The 22,654-nt window shown below is 69.9% G+C and carries 23 protein-coding genes and 2 pseudogenes; 14 read left to right on the forward strand and 11 right to left on the reverse strand.

All coding sequences use genetic code 11. The annotated features are described in order from the left end of the window. Window positions 1–202: 202 nt before the first annotated feature. Complete coding sequence (locus tag ABIA35_RS30675) at window positions 203–655, reverse strand: hypothetical protein (protein ID WP_370346449.1); 453 nt, start codon at window positions 653–655, stop codon at window positions 203–205. Window positions 656–738: 83 nt separating this feature from the next. Further along, window positions 739–2,001, reverse strand: a complete 1,263-nt coding sequence (locus tag ABIA35_RS30680) for an MFS transporter (RefSeq protein WP_370360155.1) — start codon at window positions 1,999–2,001, stop codon at window positions 739–741. A 45-nt stretch (window positions 2,002–2,046) separates the two neighbouring features. On the opposite strand from ABIA35_RS30680, the gene ABIA35_RS30685 reads away from it, so the two are divergent. The 3 genes from ABIA35_RS30685 (at window position 2,047) to ABIA35_RS30695 (ending at window position 4,790) form a co-directional block, all read left to right on the forward strand. Further along, the gene (locus ABIA35_RS30685; protein WP_370360156.1) at window positions 2,047–3,156 is read left to right on the forward strand and encodes an ROK family protein; all 1,110 of its coding nucleotides are present in this window, start codon (window positions 2,047–2,049) and stop codon (window positions 3,154–3,156) included. Continuing rightward, window positions 3,156–3,620: a DUF4265 domain-containing protein gene (locus tag ABIA35_RS30690; RefSeq protein ID WP_370360157.1), complete on the forward strand. Its 465-nt coding sequence runs from the start codon at window positions 3,156–3,158 to the stop codon at window positions 3,618–3,620. Before ABIA35_RS30685 ends, ABIA35_RS30690 begins: the two co-directional genes overlap by 1 nt. Before the next feature lie 75 nt (window positions 3,621–3,695). Next, complete coding sequence (locus ABIA35_RS30695) at window positions 3,696–4,790, forward strand: glycoside hydrolase family 172 protein (protein WP_370360158.1); 1,095 nt, start codon at window positions 3,696–3,698, stop codon at window positions 4,788–4,790. Between the two features lie 55 nt (window positions 4,791–4,845). Here ABIA35_RS30695 and ABIA35_RS30700 read toward each other — a convergent pair whose 3' ends face one another. Next, a complete protein-coding gene (locus ABIA35_RS30700) occupies window positions 4,846–5,712 on the reverse strand; it encodes a D-hexose-6-phosphate mutarotase (RefSeq protein WP_370360159.1) in 867 nt (288 codons plus the stop codon). Between the two features lie 31 nt (window positions 5,713–5,743). Beyond that, a complete protein-coding gene (locus tag ABIA35_RS30705; protein WP_370346437.1) occupies window positions 5,744–6,337 on the reverse strand; it encodes a TetR/AcrR family transcriptional regulator in 594 nt (197 codons plus the stop codon). 204 nt (window positions 6,338–6,541) lie between these two features. On the opposite strand from ABIA35_RS30705, the gene ABIA35_RS30710 reads away from it, so the two are divergent. After that, window positions 6,542–7,114 (forward strand): hypothetical protein, encoded by a 573-nt coding sequence (locus ABIA35_RS30710; protein ID WP_370360160.1) that lies wholly within the window; start codon window positions 6,542–6,544, stop codon window positions 7,112–7,114. Here the strand turns inward: ABIA35_RS30710 and ABIA35_RS30715 are convergent. Together ABIA35_RS30715 and ABIA35_RS30720 are read right to left on the reverse strand one after the other, a co-directional pair. Continuing rightward, window positions 7,101–7,472, reverse strand: a pseudogene (locus ABIA35_RS30715) (methylmalonyl Co-A mutase-associated GTPase MeaB); the annotation flags it as partial. The gene ABIA35_RS30710 and the pseudogene ABIA35_RS30715 sit on opposite strands and share 14 nt — an antisense overlap. Before the next feature lie 71 nt (window positions 7,473–7,543). After that, on the reverse strand, window positions 7,544–9,106 hold the full coding sequence (locus ABIA35_RS30720) for a DUF1254 domain-containing protein (RefSeq protein ID WP_370360161.1): 1,563 nt from the start codon (window positions 9,104–9,106) through the stop codon (window positions 7,544–7,546). Window positions 9,107–9,334: 228 nt separating this feature from the next. On the opposite strand from ABIA35_RS30720, the gene ABIA35_RS30725 reads away from it, so the two are divergent. After that, a complete protein-coding gene (locus ABIA35_RS30725; RefSeq protein WP_370360294.1) occupies window positions 9,335–11,383 on the forward strand; it encodes a hypothetical protein in 2,049 nt (682 codons plus the stop codon). Here ABIA35_RS30725 and ABIA35_RS30730 read toward each other — a convergent pair. Further along, a complete protein-coding gene (locus ABIA35_RS30730) occupies window positions 11,302–12,123 on the reverse strand; it encodes an SAM-dependent methyltransferase (RefSeq protein ID WP_370360162.1) in 822 nt (273 codons plus the stop codon). The two genes, ABIA35_RS30725 and ABIA35_RS30730, sit on opposite strands and share 82 nt — an antisense overlap. Window positions 12,124–12,397: 274 nt before the next feature. Between ABIA35_RS30730 and ABIA35_RS30735 the strand changes: the two genes are divergently transcribed. Further along, a complete protein-coding gene (locus ABIA35_RS30735; protein WP_370360163.1) occupies window positions 12,398–13,303 on the forward strand; it encodes a helix-turn-helix domain-containing protein in 906 nt (301 codons plus the stop codon). A gap of 11 nt (window positions 13,304–13,314) precedes the next feature. On the opposite strand, the gene ABIA35_RS30740 is transcribed toward ABIA35_RS30735, so the two are convergent. The 3 genes from ABIA35_RS30740 to ABIA35_RS30750 form a co-directional block, all read right to left on the reverse strand. Beyond that, on the reverse strand, window positions 13,315–13,575 hold the full coding sequence (locus ABIA35_RS30740) for a DUF5999 family protein (protein ID WP_370360164.1): 261 nt from the start codon (window positions 13,573–13,575) through the stop codon (window positions 13,315–13,317). Between the two features lie 81 nt (window positions 13,576–13,656). Beyond that, window positions 13,657–14,346, reverse strand: a complete 690-nt coding sequence (gene dhaM / locus ABIA35_RS30745; protein WP_370360165.1) for a dihydroxyacetone kinase phosphoryl donor subunit DhaM — start codon at window positions 14,344–14,346, stop codon at window positions 13,657–13,659. After that, window positions 14,343–14,555, reverse strand: a complete 213-nt coding sequence (locus ABIA35_RS30750; protein ID WP_370360167.1) for a hypothetical protein — start codon at window positions 14,553–14,555, stop codon at window positions 14,343–14,345. The genes dhaM and ABIA35_RS30750 overlap by 4 nt, the downstream gene beginning before the upstream one ends. 233 nt (window positions 14,556–14,788) lie before the next feature. Between ABIA35_RS30750 and ABIA35_RS30755 the strand changes: the two genes are divergently transcribed. The 7 genes and pseudogenes from ABIA35_RS30755 (at window position 14,789) to ABIA35_RS30785 (ending at window position 21,142) form a co-directional block, all read left to right on the forward strand. Next, on the forward strand, window positions 14,789–15,553 hold the full coding sequence (locus ABIA35_RS30755) for an MIP/aquaporin family protein (RefSeq protein WP_370360168.1): 765 nt from the start codon (window positions 14,789–14,791) through the stop codon (window positions 15,551–15,553). Beyond that, complete coding sequence (dhaK, locus tag ABIA35_RS30760; protein ID WP_370360169.1) at window positions 15,550–16,539, forward strand: dihydroxyacetone kinase subunit DhaK; 990 nt, start codon at window positions 15,550–15,552, stop codon at window positions 16,537–16,539. The genes ABIA35_RS30755 and dhaK overlap by 4 nt, the downstream gene beginning before the upstream one ends. Before the next feature lie 18 nt (window positions 16,540–16,557). Continuing rightward, entirely contained in the window at window positions 16,558–17,166 is a 609-nt protein-coding gene (gene dhaL / locus ABIA35_RS30765) for a dihydroxyacetone kinase subunit DhaL (protein WP_370360170.1), read from the forward strand. Next, window positions 17,163–18,845 carry a putative PEP-binding protein gene (locus ABIA35_RS30770; RefSeq protein WP_370360172.1) on the forward strand — a complete coding sequence of 561 codons (1,683 nt, stop codon included), beginning with the start codon at window positions 17,163–17,165 and terminating at the stop codon, window positions 18,843–18,845. The genes dhaL and ABIA35_RS30770 overlap by 4 nt, the downstream gene beginning before the upstream one ends. A 21-nt stretch (window positions 18,846–18,866) precedes the next feature. Further along, window positions 18,867–19,139, forward strand: a pseudogene (locus tag ABIA35_RS30775) (PEP/pyruvate-binding domain-containing protein); the annotation flags it as partial. Between the two features lie 213 nt (window positions 19,140–19,352). Beyond that, window positions 19,353–19,883 (forward strand): SigE family RNA polymerase sigma factor, encoded by a 531-nt coding sequence (locus tag ABIA35_RS30780; protein ID WP_370346418.1) that lies wholly within the window; start codon window positions 19,353–19,355, stop codon window positions 19,881–19,883. Next, on the forward strand, window positions 19,883–21,142 hold the full coding sequence (locus ABIA35_RS30785; RefSeq protein ID WP_370360173.1) for a hypothetical protein: 1,260 nt from the start codon (window positions 19,883–19,885) through the stop codon (window positions 21,140–21,142). The genes ABIA35_RS30780 and ABIA35_RS30785 overlap by 1 nt, the downstream gene beginning before the upstream one ends. Window positions 21,143–21,247: 105 nt before the next feature. Here the strand turns inward: ABIA35_RS30785 and ABIA35_RS30790 are convergent, their stop codons facing one another. Continuing rightward, window positions 21,248–21,961 carry a hypothetical protein gene (locus tag ABIA35_RS30790; RefSeq protein WP_370360175.1) on the reverse strand — a complete coding sequence of 238 codons (714 nt, stop codon included), beginning with the start codon at window positions 21,959–21,961 and terminating at the stop codon, window positions 21,248–21,250. A gap of 58 nt (window positions 21,962–22,019) precedes the next feature. On the opposite strand from ABIA35_RS30790, the gene ABIA35_RS30795 reads away from it, so the two are divergent. After that, a complete protein-coding gene (locus ABIA35_RS30795; RefSeq protein WP_370360176.1) occupies window positions 22,020–22,637 on the forward strand; it encodes a GyrI-like domain-containing protein in 618 nt (205 codons plus the stop codon). The last annotated feature ends 17 nt before the right edge of the window (window positions 22,638–22,654 follow it).

Consider the following 22,654-nt stretch of genomic DNA (forward strand, 5'->3'; position numbering starts at 1 on the left):
CGATCTGGCACAACACCAAGACCGGCGCACCCAGCAAGCGATCACTAATCGCTTACGACCACTGACCAGCCCAACGATCGGACTCAATCATCTAGGGTCGGGCTTTGGCTGAAATCGGCTGTGATGGTGCGTTGAAACCAGCCTTTGAGACTGGTGACAGGGCGCATGGACAGCAAGCAGTCGTCCGCTTTCGCGCTCGGCGCTACCGGCCGAAGTTGATTCCGCCGGTGACATCGTCGGCTTGTACGGCGTTTCCGTGCACAGTCCCACTGACGGTCTTCGTAGTCACTTCCACGATCGTGGGTGGCACGTCGGGTTGGGAGTCGAGCAGTTCCGGTAGCGCCTGGACGGCCCTCACAAGCTCGGGGCGCGCTGCGAGTTGCCCGGCCAGGTAGCCGATCCAGAAGAGCTCCATCCGAACGGCACGCTCGGATTCCGGCCCGTTCCCACCGACCGCGATCGCCTGCTTCCTGGCGACGTCGAGTTCGGTCACAGCTTGTTCGAGCGCGGCGGCATCCGGCCCGGATGATTGAGAGGTGGACTGGCGATGAGCCCAGAGTCGGGACAGCGCAGTGCGCACCTGGGCCCAGGAATCGGTCAGAACGGCTGTGACCAGCGATTGTGCGCCGGGCGTCACCATGGTCGTCAGATCCATGGTCTGAGCGTAGGCGGGAAGGTGGTCCAGCGATACAGGGGTCTGCGAAAGTGCTGTGTCTTGAGCCGGCTACCTGTTCATTCCTATCCGTTCCCCACCGCTGCTGCGGTCGTCTCGGAAAGCGACCCGGCCTGCGTGCCCGATCGTGCCCGTCGCCGAGCGGTGATGTCGACGCTGCACAGCAGCAGGCCGACGATCGCCAGTCCCGCGCCGAGCACGCTGGGTGCGAGGTAGCCGAGTCCGTTCGCGATCGCCAGGCTGCCCAGGGCCGCGCCCAGGCTGTTGGCGATGTTCATCGCCGACTGGTTGACGGCGGCGCCCATCAGGCGGGCGCTGGGCGCCGCGCTGATCAGGCGCGACTGCATCGCCGGTCCCAGGAACAGGCTGGAGGCGCCGATCAGGAACGAGCCGATGAACAGGCCCGCGGGGGAGTGCGCGATCAGGGCGAACAGCGCGGTCGAGGCGATGAGGGCGCCGAAGCCGAAAAGCAGGCTGCGATCCAGGTTCCGGTCGCTGGCCCATCCGCCCGCGGCGTTGCCCGCCGTCATGCCCAGGCCCACCGTGGCCAGGACCCAGGGCACCCAGCTGTCGGAGAGCCCTGCGATGTGCGTGGTCACCGGGGCGATGTAGCTGTCCACGGCGAAGAAGCCGGCGAAGCCGATCGCGGCGACCGTGGCCACGAGCCAGACCTGCCCGGAGCGGAACGCGCTCAGCTCGTCGCGGGGTGAGCCTTCGACGGGGGAGGCGATTGCGGGGACCAGCGCCAGCACGGCTATCAGCGTCAGGCCGAACACCCCGGCGATGGCCAGGTACGCCACGCGCCAACCGGCGTGCTGGCCCACGAGCGTGATCAGCGGAACGCCGAACACGTTGGCGACGGTCAGTCCGCCCAGTACCGCCGCGAACCCCCGGCCGTGGCTGCCCGGCCCCATGATCTGGGACGCCAGCAGGCCGGCGGCGCCGAAGTAGGCGCCGTGAGGAAGTGCGGCGACGAAGCGCGCGACGAGCAGCAGCTCGAAGTTCGGCGCTGCCGCCGACGCCGCGGTGCCGACGATGAACAACGCGAGCAGGCCCAGCAGCAGCTGCTTGCGAGCCACGCGCGCCGTCACGGCGGCTATCGTCGGTGCGCCCACCACGACCCCGAGGGCGTACGCGCTGATCATCCAGCCCGCGTGCGCGACGGCTTTCGAGCTGGACACGGTGTACTGGCTCCCCAGCAGGCTGCGTGCGACCTGCGGGAGCAGGCCCATCGCCACGAACTCGGTCAGCCCGATGGCGAAGCCGCCGAGGGCGAGCGCGGCCACGGCGGCCCGGCGGCGGGCGGGGGACACGTGCGTGACTTGCATGCCGGCCAATATAGCAACGCCGTTGCATAACTCTAGACTGCGTCCATGACGGGCAAAGCAGCCGCCGACGTGAACTACGTACGGGACTACAACGAAGCGCTGGTCCTCGGCCTGGTGCGCGGACTGCCGGACTTCGACCGGGCCCAGGTCGCAGCCGCCGCCGGCCTGACGCCGCAGGCCGTGTCCAAGGTGCTGGCCCGCCTGATCGACCAGGGCCTGGTGACCCCCACGGGCACCGTGCGCCGCGGCGTCGGCAAGCCCCCGATCTCCTACCAGGTCGTCCCGACCGGCCAGTACGCGATCGGCGCCCACGTCGGACGCGGAAGCCTGCGCCTGGTCCTGACCGACTTCGTCGGCGACATCCGGGCCTCGGAGCTCACCGCGCTCCCGCAGGACTTCACCCCGGCGGACCTCCTCCAGGCACTACGCGCGGGCCTCGACGCCTTGGTGAAGGAGCACCGCCTGCCACCGACCCGCATCGCCGGCCTCGGCGTGGGCATGGTCGGCCCCCTGGACCACGGCCACGGCATCGTCCGCGACGCGCACCGCCTGCGCCACTGGCACGACGTCCCACTGCGCGAACTGGCCGAAACAGAGCTCGGACTGCCCGTCCACCTGGACAAGGACGTCACCGCCGCCGTCACCGGCGAAGCCTGGCGCCGCGGCACCGACCTCCGCCACGCAGCCCTGATCATGGTCCAGTCCGGCATCGGCGCAGGCCTGTGGCTCGACGGAGCGGCCTACCGCGGCGCCCACACCAACGCGGGCGAGTTCGGCCACACCGTCGTCGACCTCGACGGCCCCCAGTGCGTCTGCGGCCGCCACGGCTGCCTGGAGATCGTCCACGACACCGCAGCCGCCGCCGGAGACCTGCCACGCGCGATCCGCGTCCTGTCGGTCGGCATCGTGAACCTGCTCCAGACCGTCGACGTGGACCACGTAGTCCTCGCCGGCACCGACCTCCTCACCCACGCGGACCAGTACCTCGCCGAGGTACGACGAGCAGTCCGCACCGAGGTCCCCCGCGCCGACTGGCTCCCGGTCGAGGTGTCGCTGACCATGCTCGGCGAGGACGCGATCGCGGCGGGCGCGGCGATGCAGGTGCTGAACGCGCGGTTCGGGATGCCCACGAACGACACCTATGGGAGCCGGTAATGAGCTCACGAATCGTCACGCACAAGAATCCGCTGGCCGCCGAGGCCAAGAACACCATCGTCCGCGTTGATCTGGAGCCCTACGGACGCCGGGCGATGAAGTATGAGCAGCTCTGGACGGTGCGTGTGGAGGTGGGGCTCTTCCGTGTGACGTGCGCACCGTTCTTTGCGGAGGACATCTCCTTCGGCGACGTCGTGGCTGCGGACGAGCAGGGTCCGGATGCCTACACGGTGACCGGCGTCGTTGAGAAGTCGGGGAATCGGACGCTTCGCATCGCCACGGCGATGGACGGCGACGTGGATGGGCATCGGGAGATCATTGCGTTTCTTGACCGGAGAGGTCTCGAGTGGGAGGCGCTCACTACCGGCTATGTCGCTGCGAACGTCGGACCGCACGTTGATCTGGGCGAGATTTACGATTCGCCGGGATCATTCGGCGCCGAGATTTTCTATGAGGCTTCATAGCGGCCAGCCGCTGTTGAAACAGCGGCCGACCCTGAGCACGAGTTGGTCCGGCCGAGGACGGGGTAGGGGCGAACCATGACGCCAGACCTAGACGGCCTCTCCCGACCCTCCCGCGCACTCTCCCGCTCCATCAGCGCCGAGAATCCCAACGGTGGCCGTGGCGCCGGGGGTGCCGCCACTGAGGGCCTGGGTGCGCGGGCGGCTGGGGCGTTGGGGCGGGGGTGGAAGATCTCGCCGTGTATTGAGATCGCTGCCGGCACCAGCGCCACGATCGCGGCGATTGAGGGGCCTGGCACCATCCGGCATGTGTGGCTCACTGCGGCGCCGCATCGGGTGTGGCGTGGTTCGATTCTGCGGATCTACTGGGAGGGTGAGGCTGATCCGGCGGTTGAGGTGCCGTTGGGGGACTTCTTTTGTCAGGGCTGGAATGTCTTTGGGCAGGTGTCCTCGGCGACGGTGGCGGCGAATCCGCATGGTGGGCTCAATTGCTACTGGCCCATGCCTTTTCACCGGTCGGCGCGGGTCACGGTGGAGAATGTGTCGCCTGATCCCATGACCCTGTACTACCAGATCGACTACGAACTCGATGACGCCATCGCCGAGGATGCGCTCCACTTCCACGCGCAGTGGCGGCGCAGCAATCCGGTTCCGCGCGGGGAGGTGCACACGCTGCTTGAGGGGCTGCGTGGGTGCGGGCACTACGTCGGGACCTACCTGGCGTGGGGCGTCCACAGCCCCGGGTGGTGGGGCGAGGGTGAGGTCAAGTTCTACTTCGACGGCGACACCGAATTCCCCACCATCTGCGGCACCGGGACCGAGGACTACTTCGGCGGCGCCTGGAACTTCGACGTGCCGGGCGCCGGATACACCGCCTACACCACTCCGTACCTGGGTCTGCACCAAGTCCTCAAGCCCGACGGCCTCTACCGCAGCCAGCAGCGCTTCGGCATGTACCGCTGGCACATCCCGGACCCCGTCCGCTTCCGCCAGGAGATGCGCGCGACCATCCAGTGCCTGGGCAGCGGACCCGGGGACGGCAACGGCCTGGGGTACCGCTACCGCCCAAACGGCGACGACATCGCGAGCACGGTCTTCTTCTACCTCGACGCGCCGAGCGCTGCCGCCTCGCTGCCCCCGGCGCCTACGTTCCTGAGCATGGAAGTCGACTGAGAGTCGAGTATCACTGAGAGTCGAGTATCAGGGGATAGATGTCAGGAAGCAGAGCTCAAGGCGTCACAGAGAACGTGACCGACAGCGTCGCAGCCTGATCCGGCGTGCTGATCATCGGATCGGAGATCCGCGCGGTCTCGACACACACGAAGCCCCGATAGCCCTCGTCCGTAAGGTCGGCCATGCTCTTGGACAGATCCGGCCCGGGGTTCCACGTGACCACATCGCTGTAGTCGTGATGACGCACCTCGATCTCGCGACCCAGCGCCGGATCCTCGATCCGGCTGACCGGCTCCGCCGCGGTGTACACCCGGTCGATCCGGCCGGGGAAGTCCAGCGGCCCGTCCTGCTTGCCGTCCGTGTCCTCCACCTGGTCGAGGTACGGAACCCCGATCCCGTGGACCCGTACGGCCGCGACGTCGCCGACATGAAAGTAGCTGTGCAGCGCGCCGGTGCTCTCGTACTCGCCCCGAGCCTCCAGTGAGACCTCACAGGTGGCCCCGAGCCGCATGCGGATGAACAGAACGAAGTCGTGGGGCCAGATCTGCTTGGTGCGCTCATCGCTACGCAGCACGAACTCCAGCCGCACCTCACTCTCGTCCTCCTCCGACGAGACCAGCTCGAAGTCGCTGATCCGCGCGAAGCCATGAGAGGGCTGACCTGCCGGCCCGAACCACGGCCAGCACACGGGAACCCCACCGCGAATGGCCGTACCCTCCGCGAACGCACTGGCCTCGCTCAGCCACACCACCGGCTCGCGTCCGGCCGGCTGCCACGCGAACAGGTGCGCGCCTTGCAGCGCGACCGCAGCCCGCGACCGCGGGTGCTCGACCACGATCACGGCAAGCCCGCCCATCTGCCGGCGGCTGACGTGCGCGCTCAGTTCCTCCTGGACCGGGAGGGAGAAGACGTCCTCGCTCATAGCCCCGACCCTATCGGGCCGATCGTCAGTCTCAGGAAGCCTGGCGCGCGGCGTGGGTCCGGATCAGTCCTTCGACGCCGCGCAGGAACGTTTCGCAGATCTGTACCGGGTTGAACAGGCATCCGGCCGCCATCGCACCGTCGCGGAGCATGACGTAGTGCTGCGCGGCGGGCTCGGCCTCGGCCTTGTGGATACTCACCATCAAAGTGCTGATCGTGTTGAGGAACCACTGCCGATGCGCGAGCACGGCCCGGTGCACCGGGTGCTCCGGATCGGGATACTCGGCCACCGCGTTCAGGAACGCGCAGCCGCGGAAGCCGGCGGACTGGATGTCCTTGGCGATCGCCTCCGCGATGGCCCGGAGGGCTTCTGGTGCCGGGACGCCGGTGATGGCTGTGCCCACCTGATCCCGGATCGCCTGATCGACCGCTTGCAGGTAGGCGAGGACCAGGTCCTCCTTGCCGGGGAAGTGGCGGTAGAGCGTGGCCCGGGTCACCTTCGCCTCGGCGATGATCCGATCGATGCCGACCGAGTGGATGCCCTCGGAGTAGAAGATCCGGGTCGCCGTGGCGAGGAGGCGCTCTCGTGCCTCGGACGGCCGGGTGGTGATCTCGGTATCGGGCATGGACTCATCATAGACCTAGAACGTTCGGTCTCGTGAAGAGTGTGGTGAGTCGCGCGATAAGCGGCCTCAAGTGCGTCGATTGTTTCCATGCCCACAAGAAAACGGGTAGAACGTTCGGTCTTGACAGCCCGAAGCGTGGCCGCCATCGTTAGCCAAGACTGATCGTTCTATCTCCCGGTTCTCGTACCTGCCGAAGGAATCACCATGACCATCGCCCCTGCCTCCGCGCTCCGCCGCCTGTACTTCGTCCGCTTCGGCTTCGCGATCGTCTGGGCTCTCGTGATGTTCACGACCGCCAAGCACATCGGCCCCCTGGCCGCCACGCTCCTGGTGCTCTACCCGCTCTTCGACGCGGCCGCCGCCGTCGTCGACGCCCGTACCTCGCGCGGCAGCGGCGGCAGCAGCAGTGGAAACGGCAGCCGCACGCCGAAGCTCCTGTATGCCAACATCGCGATCAGCCTGCTCGCCGCGGCCGCCCTGGCCTTCGCCGACGCCAGCGGCATCCCGGCGGTCCTGCGCGTGTGGGGGATATGGGCGATCGTGGCCGGTCTGATCCAGCTGATCGTGGGCGTCACCCGCCGGACCATGGGCGGCCAGTGGCCGATGATCGTCAGCGGCGGCATCTCCGTCCTGGCCGGCGGGTCGTTCATCGCCACCGCCTCGGGCCACGACCCGGCGCTGACCAGCGCGATCGGCTACGCCGTCCCCGGCGCCGTCTTCTTCCTCATCTCGGCTGTCCGCCTGGGCCGTACGACGGCGGCGGCTAAGGAAGCCTGACCGCGCCGCCGAAGGCCCCCAGGATCTGCTCGGCGGCGTTCGTGGCCGTCAGCGTCCCGGCCCGCACCTGGTCCTCCAGCGTCGGCGCGAGGGTGCGGACGTCCTGGTCCTCCCGGAGCCGCGCCAGCAGCCGGTCCTCGACCATGGTCCACACCCACGCGACCTGCTGGTCACGCCGCCGCGCCGCCAGCTCCCCGCGATTCTCCAGGGTTTTGCGATGCCGTCCTACCTGCTCCCACAACTCCTCCAGCCCGCTGTCCTCGCGCGCGCTGCACGTCAGCACCGGCGGGTGCCAGGCCGCCTCCGGGGTGCGCAGCAGCCGCAGCGCGCCGGAGAGTTCCCGGGCGGCGGTGCGGGCCAGGGTCAGCAGCAGGAAGCTGTGCGGACGGTGGCAGGAAGTGGTCAGCAGGCCGGACGGAACTACTCCGTTCAGCTGCCGTCGACGAGCTCGATCTCCCCGGGCCGCCAGCTCTTGTCGAAGAAGGCCGGAAGCGGGTTGTAGAACCGCAGGATGGCGAACCACGCCCGCTGCGGATCGGTCTGGATCCAGTTGCCGGCCGGGACCTTGTCGGGTCTGACCGGCCCGAACCACAGCGTGGTCGAACCGTCGGCGTCCGGCACCGCGGCCGGTGTCGGATAGGCCTGGGAGCCGGCACGGGGGAACCGCTGATCGGTGACGACCATGGAGCGGGTCTGGTTGTCGTACGCGGTCAACGACCAGAACTTCCCCGCCGGGATCCCGGCGGGCAGACGCAGCCGGTACGTGGACCAGCCGTGCAGCGTCTGCTGGTCTGAGTCCATCGTCACCCCGAGGTACTGGGAACCGATGCCCGGCAGGTTCATGCACATCGCCGGCGTGATCACGGTCGCCAGGTAGAAGAACGAGGCGCGCGCGAGCGTCTTCTTGGCGCCGAGGTCGGGGAACGGCTGGATTCCCTCCTCGGTGACCAACGGCGGGGGAGTCTGGAACGAGTGGCCGCCGGCGAACAGCGGCGAGGTCCAGTTGGAGTCGGTGTCGGGGTAGAAGTGGAAGCCCTCGGCCGGCCGGGGCCGCATCGCCACGGCCCGGACACAGGCGTTGGCCGCCGCGCCGGCCTCGGCGAGGATCGCGGCCATCCGCTGGTCGGGGGAGAACGGCCGGTCCTTCACGATGCCGATGGCCGCGATCGGCGCCGCCACCTCGGGGTCGAGGGCGGAAGCCGGCTCGGCCTGCACGGCCTCGTCGAGCAGTCGGTAGAAGGCGTCCGGATCGGACGGCGGGCAGGTGTTGACCGCCAGGCCGGTGCCCTCGACGAAACGGGGAGTTCCCCACTTGGCCGGCCGGCCGAGCGGGCTCTTGCCGTCGAGGAAGGAGGCGATCGACGTGCCGAGGCCGCCCGGCGTGTACGGGGTGATCTTCAGCCCGGCCTTGATCCGGGCCACGGCGGGCTCCGGATCGTTGTTCTCGAGGAAGGCCCGGCCGAAGAGCACCACGCGGTTGGTCCGGGAGCGTGCGACGAACACGCCGCCCTCCGGCAGGGTGCCTTCGTAGCCGGGCCCGGTGAACAGGTAGCGGCCGCCGGCACCCCGGTCGGGACCCGGGACCCCGAAGTCGGTGATCCAGCGCCACCACATGTCGTCGGCCGCGCCGAGCACGTCCGGAGGTACATCGACGAGGACCGGACCGTCGGACAGGTCGAGGAACGCGATGAAGTAGACCGTGTCGCAGTTCGCGGTGAGGAACAACGACCGGCTGTCCAGCAGCCTGGAGGTGAGCACCACGTCGCCGTCGTGGATCCCGGCCCCCACGAACCCCTTGTGGATCGCCCATAGCGACACCGGAGGTAGTCCCTGGACGAACGCGTCGAAGGCGGCCGCGCCGTCCATGGCCGCGTAGGCGAGGTCGGCGCCCTCCCGGGTCGGCATGCCGTCGTCGAACTCCACCTTCCGGCCCCCGACGGCCACCTCGTCCGGCGTCGTCAGGGCAGCGAGGATCACGGGGTCCACGGGCATCGGAGGCATCCTTCCGACAAACGGCGGGCAGCAGGCGATAGACGCAGCCAAACAAGGCAGCCCGGCCCGTGCACCCGGTGGACGCCCATCCGGCTGACACTTACGAGTGATTCAGAACACTGTCACACCCCGCCTGCCTGCACCGACACCTAAGCTCGCGGAGAACGTGATCTCGCCGGACCTGGTGGCCGGCGTCCGTGTGGGAACGGGAGTGGATCGGTGTCGAGGATGGACGTGATCCGGGAATCGGCTCGAGCCGGCCGCATGGTGTTCTTCGAGGAGTCCGCCCGGGACGGCGCGCAGGCCAAGACGCTGATGAGCGCCGATTTCCGGGTGCGGCTGGCGCGCGAGCAGGGGGCGGTCTTCGGCGCCGACGGTCCCCGGCACGTGGTCTTCGCGGCGGGGTTCCCCTCGGTCTGCGGACAAGAGTTCGAAGCCACTCGCCGGGTCGCCCTGGAGGCTCAGGGCTCGGTCAGTCCGGCGGCGATCTGCCGGGGCACGGTGTCGGATGCGCGGCTGGCCCTGAGCGCGGTCCGGGGTGCGGAGCACGCGCGGGTGATGGTGATCGTGGCGGCGTCGGAGGCCACGGCCCGCGCCCTGGTGCACGGCGACGCGCACACGGCGCTCGCCGGCGGTCTGGACGTGGTCAAGGAGGCCGTCGGCCTGGCGGACGGCATCGCAGTGGACGTATGCCTGGTGGACGCGCCCCGGGCCGACCGCGCCCTGGTGGCCGAGTACGCGGCGGCGATGACGGCGCAGGGCGCGGGCACCGTCGTGCTGGCCGACACCGTCGGGGACCTGCTGCCGGACCAGTCGCGAGCCTTGTTCCGGCAGGTCGCCCTGGCCGCGGGGCCGGAGGCGGTCCTGGTGTCGCACCTGCACAACGACCTCGGCCTGGGCTTGGCCAACACGCTGGCCGCACTGGAGACCGGTGTGCGCGTCGCGGCCTGCTCCTGGCTGGGCCTGGCCGAACGCAGCGGGATGGTCGCCACCGAGCAGCTGCTCTTCCTGCTCGCCCACGATCCGGCCAAGGCCGCGCGCGTCCTGGGAACCGGATGCACGCCCTGGTGGACGCAGCCGGATCTGACCCGGCTGCCGGGGATCGCGCGGATGGTGTCGCGGGAGACCGGCGTCCCGCTCACCGTCACCACTCCCGTCGTGGGTACCGGGGTCGCGACGATCTCCACCGGCACCCCCTTCACCCACCCGCAGACCTTCCAGCCGTACGACCCGCAGCAGCACCTGGGCCTGGCGCCGTCTGTAGTACTGACGCACCTGGCCAGCCGGCGCGTGCTGCGCGCGGTCGCCGAGCGGCTCGGGCACGACCTGGATCCGCTCCAGACGCGCACCGCCCTGGCCTGGGTCAAGGACCGGGCTTACCAGTCGGGACAGGCCGTCGTCGCCGACGCTGACTTCGCCGCGTACCTCGATGGGCTCACCGCCCAGCAGCAGCCGCAAGCCCCAGAGCAGCCTCATGCCCAGGAGGAGCTGCAAGCCCCAGAGCAGCCTCATGACCAGGAGCAGCCTCATGCCCAGGACCAAGCCTTGACCTCGGCGGCCCTGGACACTGACGCCGCAGCCGCCGCGCTGACCTCCGGCCGAGCCGTCGTCCTGCCGAATCCCAGCCCTTTGACATACGTCGTCGCCGCCACCGGCCCGCGGCTCGTCAACGAGGCCAAACAGCGGCCCGCAGGCCAGGAGGTCGCCTTATGGGTCCACGACGAAGCGGTCTGGACCGAACTCTCCACCACCTTCGACCTGGCCCCCGGAGCGCTCGCCACGGCGCTGGCCCTGCTCCGCGTCGAGCTGGTCACGCTCCTGGTCCCCGTGCGTGTGGACGCCGTGCCGCCGCAGTGGGCGCTACCCGCTCTGCGCGACGGTCACCTGCTGCTCTTCGGCGCGCGCTGGCAGCCACTGGCCCCTCTGCTCGAAGGCTTCCCCCGCCTGTACGTCAGCAGCGCCAACCGCACCGGGCAGCCGCCCGCGGCCACCGCGGCCCTCGCCACGGCGATGTTCGGGCCCGACATCCCTGTCGTCGACGGCGACGGCCTGCGCGACACCGCCGTCCCGCACGCCGCCACCACGATGCTGCGCATCGCCCACGACGGCGGGCTCACCCACATCCGGCCCGGGGCCCAGGACCGGGCCCACGGCCCGGATCCGGCCGCGTACCTGGGCTACCTGCGCAACGCCGCTCAGCGCTTGCGCGCGATGCCGCCCCACACCCCGACGTCCGGCGAGTCGCCGAACGGGTTCGGGTCGGGCCGCCAGTCCTGAATCGGCACGACGCCGGGCTCCACCAGTTCCAGGCCGTCGAACAGGCCGACGATCTGCTCGGAGTCGCGCAGGTAGTACTTGACCGCGCCGCTCTCGTTGTAGAGACCGGTGGCCTTGGCGTTGAGCTCGTTGGTGTTGACGCTCTCGTTCAGCGCCAGGTAGCTGCCCGACGGCAGGGCCTGCATCAGGCGCCTGATGATCGAGCGGGCCTGCTCGTCCCCGTCGTCGTTGGGCACGTGGCCCAGGACCTGCATCAGGATCAGCGCGACGGGCCGGTCGAAGTCCAGGGTCTTGCCCGCCTCGTCAATGATCGCCTCGGGGTCGTGCAGGTCGGCCTGGATGTAGGCGGTGGTGCCCTGCGGGTCGCTGACCAGCAGCGCGTTGGCGTGCGCCAGGATCAGCGGGTCGTTGTCGACGTAGACGACGCGGCTCGCGGGGTTGACGCGCTGGGCCACCTCGTGGGTGTTGTCGGCGGTGGGCAGTCCGGTGCCGACGTCCAGGAACTGGCTGATGCCCGCCTCGCCGGCCAGGTGCCGGATGACCCGGCCGAGGAAGTAGCGCGAGAGCCGCGCCAGGTCGAAGATGCCCGGGTAGACCGCGGCGAACTGGTCGCCGGCCTCGCGGTCGACGGGGTAGTGGTCCTTGCCGCCCAGCCAGTAGTTCCAGATCCGGGCAGAGTGCGGGACGGTCGTGTCGATGCCGGGCTTGTGGGCGTCGGGGATCTCGGGATCGTCGCTCATCGCGGTGGCTGCCTTCTTATATCCGGGAACTGACTCACTCACGATAGCCGTACCCCGCGTGCACGGGGCATCGCGGTCCGTCCGGAGTTGAGCTCAACGGAATCAGTGCTGGCCAACCTGCTTATTCGGACACACTATGTGTTCGAGCGGGAACTGACGGTATGCTTCCAGGCGTCGTGTACCGGCAGCGCAGTCGCCGCTCCAGGCGTGGCCGGAACACGATGGCAAGGAGGGGAAAAGCGATGCGGTCGGATCGTGACAGAGGCCTGATCCGGTGAGCGCGGCTGCCGCCGAGGGACCTGTGCGCACCGGGCTGCCGGCCTCGGCCAAGGGCAACCCGACCATCCCCCGGATCCTGCTCGGCGCCCGGCTGCGGCGCCTGCGCACGGATGCCGGTATCAGCAGGGAGGACGCGGGCTACGCGATCCGCGGATCCGAGAGCAAGATCAGCCGCATGGAGCTCGGCCGTGTCGGCTTCAAGCCCCGCGACGTCGCCGACCTGCTCACCCTGTACGGCGTGCGCGAGAGCGCCGACCGCGAGATGCTGCTGGCGCTGGCCGACCAGGCCAACGCGCAAAGCTGGTGGCACGCCTTCTCCGAGGTGGTGCCGCCCTGGTTCGAGGCCTACCTCGGCATGGAGGACGCCGCCTCGGTCATCCGCTGCTACCACACGCGCCTGGTCCCGGGCCTGCTGCAGACCGAGGACTATGCCCGCGCTGTCATCGGCTCCGGGAATCCGCTGGCGCGCGCCGACGAGATCGACCGGCGGGTCGCTTTGCGCATGCGCCGTGCCCGCCTGCTGCACCGCCCGCATCCGCCCAAGCTGTGGGTGATCCTCGACGAGGCCGTGCTCCGGCGCCCGCCCGGCAGCCACGACACGATGCAGGCTCAGATCGAGCACATGCTGGAGCTGTCCAGGCTGCCGCACGTGACCATCCAGGTCGTGCCGTTCCACCGCGGCGGCTACGCCGACGCCGGCAGCCACCGCTTCACGCTGCTGCGCTTCGCCGAGGCGGCGTTGGGCGACATCGTGTACCTGGAGCACCTCACCGGCGCGACCTTCCTGGACAAGACCGATGACCTGGACGCGTATACAAAGGTCATGGATCAGCTGTGCCTGGACGCGCTTCCGGCGGCCGGCAGCACTGACTTCCTCGTCGACATGGTCAAGGAGATGTAGCCGGGAGAGCTTCATCGGGCGGGCTGCCGGTCGGTGGGGCGGTGCGGGGCGACGGTCCGGCCGTCCGGCAGCAGTTCCCCGGTGTCCTCGAAGCAGACGACGCCGTTGCACAGCTGGCTCCATCCCTGCTCGGGATGGCGCGCCACGCAGCGTGCCGCGTCACGGTCGGGGGCGTCGGCGCTCGGACCGGCCGGGTCGTGCGGACAGAATCGGCGCGGTCGCGGAAACGCGCTCAGCGTCGGTCGCTCGGCCAGGGGGATGGTGATCACCATGACAGTCACCGCCTTGCTGGGTGTTCGGTGATCTGGCTCCGAGATGCCTCGTGAGCCGGGTCTTGGTTCCGGAGGCCGTCATCACTCGGCCTCCGCCAGGATCCTGGTCAGGGTCCTGATCGCGCTGTCGGCGTCCTGCCCCTCGGCGTGCACGGTCACGGTGCTGCCGAGCGTGGCGCCCAGGCTCATCACCGCCAGCACCCCGGTGGGGTCGATCGACCGGCCGCCGTATTCGAGCCGGATGTCGCTGGAGAACTTCGCGGCCTCCTGCGCGAGCTTGCCCGCGGGCCGGGCGTGGAGGTTGGCCGGCAGCGTCACCTGCGAGGAGGAGTGGACCGGCACTTCCGGTTCCGGCGCCGATCCGGGCCCCGAGCCGTCGTCGAACTTGGCCACGCCGCGCGCCTGGCGAGCCGCGCCGGCCACGGCCGCCAGGTCCGCGCCGGCGGCGGCGGTCACGGCGGCGGCCACCGCGCCCTCGACGAAGGGCGCGTCCACGAGCAGCACGTCGGCGCGCGGGTGGTCCTCCAGGACGGCGAGCGCCGTCAGCACCGAGCTGCCCAGGTCCGGCAGGATCACGACGCCGTGGCCGCGGTCGGCCTCGGCTATCGCCGCCAGGATCAGGTCGTAGCTGGTGCCGATGCCGCCGTCCCGCGTGCCGCCCGCCGCGGCCACCGGGACCCGGTCCGAGCCGATCTGTGCGAGCAGTTCCCGCAGGCCCGAGGCCAGGTGGGCGCTGTGTGAGACGAGGACGATGCCGATGGACTGGTTCATGGACAGTGATCGTAGATCCCGTAACGCTGTTCAGCAATACTGAACAGACGGAAATATTCAACGCCTTCGCCGGTGTCGACCGCGTCGCTGGTCGACCGGCTGCGCGAGGGGAGTCGGCGGACTCGCCAGAGCATCACCCATTTGGCGTAGCGCAGGTCGATGCGGGTTTGCCACGCTGGGCCCGCGCTGCGAGGTCTCGCGACGGTCACGACAGTGCGCCATGTCTTGACAGCGCCATCCGCCCGGTCTAACTTCCGAACATCGTTCAGTGATGACGAACACATGTCAGTCACGTTAACGCCTGCTGGCGATGCGCCGGAGAGCCGGTCCGACCCCGACCTTCCCCCTCCAGCCCCTGCTCAGCGGCACGCCATCCAGTGTCCCCGCGCTCCTGTCCCCTCAGAGGAGGTGAGACGCCCGCCGGCTCCCGGTCGGGCGGATCATGGCAGAAAACTCGTTCCCCCAGAAGCTCCTGGCGGAGCTGATCGGCACCGCGGTGCTGGTCTTCATCGGTGTCGGCTCCGTGCCGGCCACCCTGATCGTGGGCGGCAAGGCCCCGTTCACCATGGCCGAACTCGGCATGATCTCCTTCGCGTTCGCCCTGGCGGTGGTCGCGCTGGTCTACACGCTCGGCCACGTCTCCGGCTGCCAGATCAACCCGGCGGTGACCCTCGCGCTGGCCGCCACCGGCAAGATGCCCTGGCGCGACGTGCCCGGGTACCTCGCCGCGCAGGTCGCCGGGGCCACCGTGGGGGCCTGGGCCATCGTCGGCGTGCTCGGGCACAAGGCGGTCGACGTCGGGCTGGGCATCGCCTCCTACGGCTCCGGCGTCGGCACCGGCCGGGCGTTCCTGGCCGAGGCCATCGGCACCGCGATCCTGGTGTTCGTGGTGTTCGGCGCGGCGGTGGACGCCCGGGCCCAGGGCTCGTTCGCGGGCCTGGCGATCGGCCTGGCGGTGTTCGCGATCATCATCCCCGTCGCCCCGGCCACCGGCGCCTCCATCAACCCGGCCCGCACCATCGGCCCGATGCTCATCGGCCAGTTCTTCGGCGGAACCGTGCACTGGAACCAGCTCTGGGTCTACCTGGTCGCAGAGGTCTGCGGCGGGGTGGCCGCCGGGTTCCTGTACAGCCTGCTGAACCCCAAGCGCGCGACGGCACCCGCCGCGCAGTCCGTCCCGGCGTCCGCCGAAGGAGTCCCGGCATGAAGAAGCTGATCAATTCCCCCGACACCGTTCTGGCCGACGCCCTCGCCGGGATCTCCGCGGCCCACTCGAATCAGAGTGTGGATACGCAGACTTGCGTCATCACCCGGGCCGGCGGGCCCTCGGTGGGCAAGGTGGCGCTGATCTCCGGTGGTGGTTCGGGTCATGAGCCCCTGCATGGTGGGTTCGTCGGCGCGGGGATGTTGCATGCGGCGTGTCCGGGGGAGGTGTTCACCTCGCCGGTGCCGGATCAGATGGTGGCGGCGGTGAACGGCGGTGCCGGGGTGGTGTTCATTGTGAAGAACTACACCGGCGATGTCATGAACTTCCAGATGGCTGCGGAGTTGGCTGCCGATGACGGTATCGAGGTGGCGACGGTTCTGGTCGATGACGATGTCGCGGTGAAGGACTCGACCTGGACGGCCGGTCGTCGTGGCACCGGTGCGACGGTGTTCGTGGAGAAGATCGCCGGGGCTTTTGCCGAGCAGGGTGCGGGCCTGGGCGAGGTGGCCGAGTTGGGTCGTCGGGTGAATGCGGCCTCGCGCAGTTTCGCGGTGGCGTTGACTGCGTGTACGACGCCTGCGGCCGGTAAGCCCGGCTTCGAGTTGGCCGAGGATGAGATGGAAGTCGGTGTCGGTATCCACGGCGAGCCCGGCCGCAGCCGGGAGAAGCTGGAGCCGGCCTCGGCGATCGTGGCCCGTTCCCTGGACGCCATCTTCGCCGACCAGCCGCTGGCTGCCGGTGACGAGACCATCGTGATGGTCAACGGCCTCGGCGGCACCCCGCTGATCGAGCTCTACGTGGCCTACGCCGAAGTCGCCAAGTACTTCGCTGAGCGCGGTGTGCGTATCGCCCGGAACCTCGTCGGCAACTACATCACCAGCCTGGACATGGCAGGCGTCTCTCTCACGGTGTGCAAGGCCGACGAGCAGATGCTCGCCCTCTGGGACGCACCGGTGAACACCCCAGCCCTGCGCTGGGGCGCCTGAGGACGAAGGAGCCGAGTGATGGACACTCACCTGACCCGACTGTGGATGCGGGCCGTCGCCACGGCGATGGACCTCCACAAAGATCGCCTGACCCAGCTGGATTCGGCCATCGGCGACGCCGACCACGGCGTGAACATGCAGCGCGGTTTCACCGCCGTCGTGGCCGCTCTGGACGACTACGAAGCCGAGAACGTCGGCGACGTACTCGTCAAGACCGGGACCACGCTGATCTCCAGCGTCGGCGGCGCCGCCGGCCCGCTGTATGGCACCTTCTTCCGTACCGCGGGCAAGCAGCTGACCGCCCCGACCGCCGACGGCGGCGAGCTCGCGTCCGCGCTGGGCGCCGGCCTGCGCGGATTGCAGAAACTCGGTGCCGCCGTGCCGGGGGACAAGACCATGGTCGACGCCCTGATGCCGGCCCTGGCCGCGTTCGACTCCGAAGCGCCCGCAGCGGCAGCGGCGAAGGCCGCCGACGCCGCCGAGGCGGGCATGCGCGGGACCATCCCGATGCAGGCGCGCAAAGGCCGTGCCTCCTACCTCGGAGCCCGCAGCGTCGGCCACCAGGATCCCGGCGCCACGTCCGCCGCGCTGATTTTCCGTGCGCTGGTGGAGGTGCTTCAGCCGTGAGCCGACAGAACTTCCCCGGCCAGCTGGCCTCGCCGGGCACCGCTCTGGGCGTGCTGCACCGCATCGACGCACCGCCGGCCGAGATCCGGCCGCGCCGTGCGGACAGCGGTGCGCCCGACACCGTCGCAGAGTCCTTTGACGCCGTGGCCGGGCAGCTTCAGGAGCTGGCGTTGAGCCTGCGTGCCTCGGGGCAGAGCGACCTGGCCGACATCGTCGAGGCCAACAGTTACATCGCTCTGGACAAGGAGCTGCGTGGAGCCGCTGTCCGCCGGATCGGCGAAGGCGATTCGGTGACGCACGCCGTCTCCCACGCCGTCCACGAATACGCCGACATGCTCGCCGCGCTCGAGGACGCGACCCTCGCCGAGCGCGCGGCGGACGTCCGCCAGGTCGGACGCCGCGTCCTGGCCTACCTCTCCGGCTCCGGGGCCGCCGCGCCGGACGGCCCGCTGGTGCTGGTCGCCCACGAGGTCGGCGCCGCGGACCTGCTGGAGCACGGCGAGACGGTGGTCGCGGCGGCCTCCGTGATCGGCGGGCCGAACTCGCACGCCTCGATCATCGCGCGCTCGCTGGGCATCCCGCTGATCCTGGGTATCGACCCGGCCGTGCTGGAGCATCCGGACGGCACCGAGGCCCTCATCGACGCCGAGTACTCCAGCATCACCCTGTATCCGGACGACGACGAGCGCGGCACCGCCCTCACCACGATGGACGCCGCCCGGCGCCGCCGCGAGATCCTCGCGACCGAGCGCGATCTGCCCAGCCGGACGCTCGACGGCGTGGACATCGGCCTGCGGGCGAACATCGCCACACCGGTCGAGGCCAAAGCCGCCAACGCCGCGAACGCCGGCGGCGTGGGTTTGCTCCGTACCGAGCTGCCCTTCCTCGACGCGCGCGGCTGGCCCACCGAGAACCAGCACGCGGCCGTTCTGCGGCCCATTCTCGGCAAGCTGGCCGGGCAGCCGGTGACCGTGCGCACGCTGGACTTCGCCGACGACAAGTTCCCGCCGTTCCTGGCCGACCAGGCCGTGGACGGGCACCTGGGCCGGGGCCTGCCGCACATGCTCGCCGACCCGAAAGCCTTCGCGCATCAGTTCCGTGCGATCCTCACCGCCGGGGCGGCGTGCGATCTGCGCGTCATGATCCCCATGGTGGCCGACGTCGGGGAACTGGCCGCTTGCAAGGAGATCCTGGCCGCGGCCGCTGACGACCTGGGGTTCGCACCGCCGCCGATCGGCGCCATGATCGAGCTCCCCGAGGCTGTCGCCGCCGCCGACGAGCTGGCCCGCGAGGCGGCGTTCTTCTCGATCGGCAGCAACGACCTGACCAGCCAGATCCTGGGGCTGGACCGGCGCGATCCGGCGGTGACCCCCGCGCTGGCCGCGCACCCCCGAATCCTGGCGGCCGTCGCCCGCACCGTGCAGGCCGCGCACCGGCGAGGCATTCGGGTATCAGTGTGCGGAGACGCAGCGGCGCACCCGCTGGTCATCCCGCTGCTGATCGGGCTCGGCTGCGACGTGCTGTCCGTGGCGCCGGCCGCGCTGGACGAGGTGCGCGTACGGATCCGGCGCCTGGACGCGCGCGCCTGCGCCGACGCCGCCGCTCAGGCGCTGGACTGCGACCGTCTCGACCATGTCCACCAGATAGTGCGCCGGCAGTGCTGGCCCTCGATGCCCTGACGGAAGAATATGAGCACCTATATATACGACGAGGCGTGCCGCGCTTTTCTCGCTGCGGGCAGCATGCCGCAGGGCCTGCACGAGCAGGTGGACGAACACCTGAACAGACTCGAGTCCAGCACCGGGCTGCGGCTCGGAGACGCCGAGGATCCGCTGTTGGTGTCGGTGCGTTCCGGAGCACAGCATTCGATGCCCGGGATGATGGACACCGTCTTGAACGTGGGGCTGAACGACGTCACGGTCGTCGGGCTCGCGCGACGGTCCGGCGACGAGCGCTTCGCCTGGGACTGCTACCTGCTCCGGGTACGATGCCGCTGCCGGATGACATGACCGTTCCCGCTCTCACAGCTCGACGCTCGGACTCTAAGCCCCGACGCCGACCCGCGCCGCTCCGGCTGCGCCATCGAGGCGAGGCCGGACGGGATCGGCGGGGTACGGGAATCAGCATGCAACCATCCGTCCGGCGCGTGGTCTCTCCGGGGGTATGGAGACCACGGGGAGGCGGCGTTGACCCAGATCGATCCCGCCGCGGGGGAGCCGCCGGACTATGACGCGGAGTTCCGCGCGTTCATGCTCGGCCGTTGGCCCACGCTCGTCCGGTTCGCCTACGGGCTGACCGGCGATCGCGGCCATGCCGAGGACCTCGCGCAGGTCGCTCTGGCCAAGGCCTACGCCAAGTGGGGCCGGGTGCGGGCGGCCGACGACCCGGACGCCTACGTCCGCAAGATCCTCATCAACGCCAACCATCGCCGCTTCCGCAGCCCGCGCGTTCCCGAACGCTTCACCGCTGCCGTGCCGGACCTGGCGGTCGCCGACCGGACCGGCTTCCTGGACGAGCGCTCGGCGCTGGTCGCGGCACTGATGGAGCTGCCGCCCAAGCAGCGCGAGGTGGTCGTCCTGCGCTACTGGGACGGCTTCACCGAGGCCCAGACGGCGGCCATCCTGGGCTGCTCGGTGGGCAACGTGAAGAGTCAGGCGTCGCGGGCCCTGGCCAAACTGCGGACGAGCGCACAACTGCGGGACGGGAGCCCGGCGTGATGAACGAGGACTGGAGCGCCGAGACCGGGGCCGGGGCTGAGGCCGAGACCGGGACCGGGACTGAGGGCGGGACCGAGGGCGGGACTGAGGCCGAGACCGGGGTCGGGACGGAGGCCGAGGCCGACCTGGTCAGGCGCCTGACCGAGGACCTCGGCGCCTTCGCCGTCGGCGCGGCGCCGATCGGACCCGCCATGGGCTGGGGCAAGGCGATGAAGACGCGGCGGCGCGCCACGCAGGCCGGCGTGCTGTCGGCGGCGGCCGTGGCCGTGGCCGGGGTGGTGCTGCCCTTCGCGCTGCGCTCCCGGCCCGTCGAGCCCCCGCTGGCGCCGTGGACCAACCACCCGGCGACCGCCCCGCACAAGGTGACGGTCGACCCGACGCGCACCGCGTCGGACGGCGCACCGATCTGGTCTGGATCCATCGACGGAGTCCGCTGGTCGGTCCAGGCCGGGGCGCTGGAGACGTCCTTGATCTGCGTCACCGGTGGCTACCCGTGTACCGACGCGCGTCCCGACGACGAGGTCGGCACACCGGTGGGCATCGAACAGAGCGTGACCGGGCGCGATGTCGACGCCTACCTCATCGGCATGGCCCCGGCGGTGACCAGCGTGGACGTCTACCTGGACGACGGAACGGACCTGCGGCTCCAGCCCACGCCGTATCAAGGGCACCATCTCGCGGTCCTGCGGCTGCCGCACAGCTACCCGATCGACCACATCGTGGCCCACCTGCCCACCGGGGACAAGACCACCGTCGCGCTGAACTTCCCCAACGGGTCCTCCGCCTGGGCCGTCTGGTATCCGTCCGCGGCCGTTCCCGATGGGCCGTCCGCGTCTGGCGTCGTGGCCTCCCGGGCCGGCGTCGGCAAAACCACGGAGGGAGCCGCCGTGACCGCGTATGTCGGACCGTTCGGTATCTACATCGACGAAAGCCCGATCGGGTTCGGTCCGTCGGAGTCGCACCCGTCCGACGGACTCGACGTCAGCTCCGCCCTCGGCACGATGAAGATCGCCCACGGCTCCGAATGGGCGGCCAACGAGGTCACGGACGCCGTGGACCATGTCGTGCTGGAATTCCCAGACGGTACCCACCAGGTGGTCACACCGGTCGACATCGGCGGGCACCGCTTCGTTGGGGCCTACCTGGACAAGGCCCGGCCGCCGCTGCGTGCGGTGTCCTACAACGCGGCGGGCGCGGTGCTGGCCGTCAGCGATGTGGACCACGGCCCCGATGCCGCGGCCACCCCGTCCACGCCGTGAGGTGGCTCGGGGCTTGCGACGTCGTCGATGTCGACGACGCTGCGAGGATGGGCGCACAGGGCGCCTGGACGAAGGGTATCGGGCTCCTGATCCCGGCGGGAGTGCTTACTGGAAGCTGAGCGCACCGGCACGCCGCGAGAACTCCGCGGCGTGCCGGAGTGTCGCGTCGGCCAGCCCGTCCATCACGTCGGCCATGCGCAGGATCTCCGCGGTGTTGGCGCGGGCACCGGGGTGCGCGTCGCCGCTCGTTGTCATCTCGTGCCACCCGAGGTGCCAGCCGGCGCCGTCGACCAGCCTGTTGACGGCCTCCTCCAAGGGCTCGATCGCTTTGCCGATGAGGTAGGTCCGCATGAAGGACATGACAGCTTCCGTGAGGTCCGCGGCCTCCTGGTGGCCGGCGGCGGCCAGTTCCGCCGCGCGGTCGGGATCGTCGGCCGCGGCGTGTTCGAGGGCCGTCGTGGTCAGGCGGGCGATCGCGCTGCTCGCGTGCTCGATGTAGTACTCGGCGCAGGCGTCGACCGCCTGCGCGGCCACGCGGCAGCGGAAGACCAGCTCCTCGATGTGCTCCACCGTCCACTGCTCCCAGGACTCCAGGACCTGCTGGCCAGCGGGGCCGCCGCCGAACAGGGCGACGACCTGGTGGACGACCAGGCCCATCTCGTCGTTGGTGCCCTGCATCGAGACGGCGAAGTCGCGGACGGCCGCGGCCAGCTCGCGCACGTGGCCGACGTTGAGATGGGGCCAGTCGATACCATTCGCGGCTGTGAAGGCGGCCGCGGCCGGCGGAAGCTGGAGATCTTGTTCGACGACACTGTCCACGTCAGGATCCTGGCAGAGTCCGCGGGACGGTACTACTCACGAAGGGCGCCGACGCTCCATGACGAAGATCGACCTCAAGCAGACCCTCGACTCCTACCAGGCCAAGAGCGGCCAGTTCCGCGTCCTCGACATGCCGCCGATGCGCTACCTGATGATCGACGGACACGGCGACCCCAACACCTCGCCGGTGTTCGCCGAGGCGCTCCAGGCCCTGTATCCGGTGGCGTACAAGCTGAAGTTCGCCAGCAAACTGGAGCTGGAGCGCGACTACGTCGTCATGCCCCTGGAAGGCCTGTGGTGGGCCGAGGACATGGCGACGTTCACCACCGCCCGCGACAAGTCGACCTGGCACTGGACCATGATGACGCTGGTCCCCGAGTGGATCACCACCGCCATGGCCGACGCCGCCGTGGCCAAGGCCGGTGCGAAGAACCCGCCGCCCCGCCTCGACGACGTGCGCCTGGAATCCCTGGACGAGGGACGCTGCGTGCAGACCCTGCACCTCGGATCCTTCGACGACGAAGCCGAGACCCTCGAACGCATGCACCACGAGTTCATCCCGGCATCAGACCTGAAGATGACCGGCAAGCACCACGAGATCTACCTCAGCGACTTCCGGAAGGTCGAGCCGGCGAAGCTGCGGACCATTCTGCGTCAGCCGGTCACGGCGGAGTAGAGCTGCGGCGGCGTAGC

It is taken from the genome of Catenulispora sp. MAP12-49, from assembly GCF_041262705.1.
Taxonomy (GTDB): Bacteria; Actinomycetota; Actinomycetes; order Streptomycetales; family Catenulisporaceae; genus Catenulispora.

Bases quoted from the DNA above. Each gene is read 5' to 3' on its own strand.
- ABIA35_RS30725 (WP_370360294.1), top strand. From the start codon at position 9,335: ATGGACGTGATCCGGGAATCGGCTCGAGCCGGCCGCATGGTGTTCTTC.
- ABIA35_RS30675 (WP_370346449.1), bottom strand. From the start codon at position 655: ATGGATCTGACGACCATGGTGACGCCCGGCGCACAATCGCTGGTCACA.
- ABIA35_RS30705 (WP_370346437.1), bottom strand. From the start codon at position 6,337: ATGCCCGATACCGAGATCACCACCCGGCCGTCCGAGGCACGAGAGCGC.
- ABIA35_RS30695 (WP_370360158.1), top strand. From the start codon at position 3,696: ATGACGCCAGACCTAGACGGCCTCTCCCGACCCTCCCGCGCACTCTCC.
- ABIA35_RS30740 (WP_370360164.1), bottom strand. From the start codon at position 13,575: ATGGTGATCACCATCCCCCTGGCCGAGCGACCGACGCTGAGCGCGTTT.
- dhaM (WP_370360165.1), bottom strand. From the start codon at position 14,346: ATGAACCAGTCCATCGGCATCGTCCTCGTCTCACACAGCGCCCACCTG.
- ABIA35_RS30795 (WP_370360176.1), top strand. From the start codon at position 22,020: ATGACGAAGATCGACCTCAAGCAGACCCTCGACTCCTACCAGGCCAAG.
- ABIA35_RS30680 (WP_370360155.1), bottom strand. From the start codon at position 2,001: ATGCAAGTCACGCACGTGTCCCCCGCCCGCCGCCGGGCCGCCGTGGCC.
- dhaK (WP_370360169.1), top strand. From the start codon at position 15,550: ATGAAGAAGCTGATCAATTCCCCCGACACCGTTCTGGCCGACGCCCTC.
- ABIA35_RS30690 (WP_370360157.1), top strand. From the start codon at position 3,156: ATGAGCTCACGAATCGTCACGCACAAGAATCCGCTGGCCGCCGAGGCC.
- dhaL (WP_370360170.1), top strand. From the start codon at position 16,558: ATGGACACTCACCTGACCCGACTGTGGATGCGGGCCGTCGCCACGGCG.
- ABIA35_RS30710 (WP_370360160.1), top strand. From the start codon at position 6,542: ATGACCATCGCCCCTGCCTCCGCGCTCCGCCGCCTGTACTTCGTCCGC.
- ABIA35_RS30685 (WP_370360156.1), top strand. From the start codon at position 2,047: ATGACGGGCAAAGCAGCCGCCGACGTGAACTACGTACGGGACTACAAC.
- ABIA35_RS30720 (WP_370360161.1), bottom strand. From the start codon at position 9,106: ATGCCCGTGGACCCCGTGATCCTCGCTGCCCTGACGACGCCGGACGAG.
- ABIA35_RS30755 (WP_370360168.1), top strand. From the start codon at position 14,789: ATGGCAGAAAACTCGTTCCCCCAGAAGCTCCTGGCGGAGCTGATCGGC.
- ABIA35_RS30700 (WP_370360159.1), bottom strand. From the start codon at position 5,712: ATGAGCGAGGACGTCTTCTCCCTCCCGGTCCAGGAGGAACTGAGCGCG.
- ABIA35_RS30785 (WP_370360173.1), top strand. From the start codon at position 19,883: ATGAACGAGGACTGGAGCGCCGAGACCGGGGCCGGGGCTGAGGCCGAG.
- ABIA35_RS30730 (WP_370360162.1), bottom strand. From the start codon at position 12,123: ATGAGCGACGATCCCGAGATCCCCGACGCCCACAAGCCCGGCATCGAC.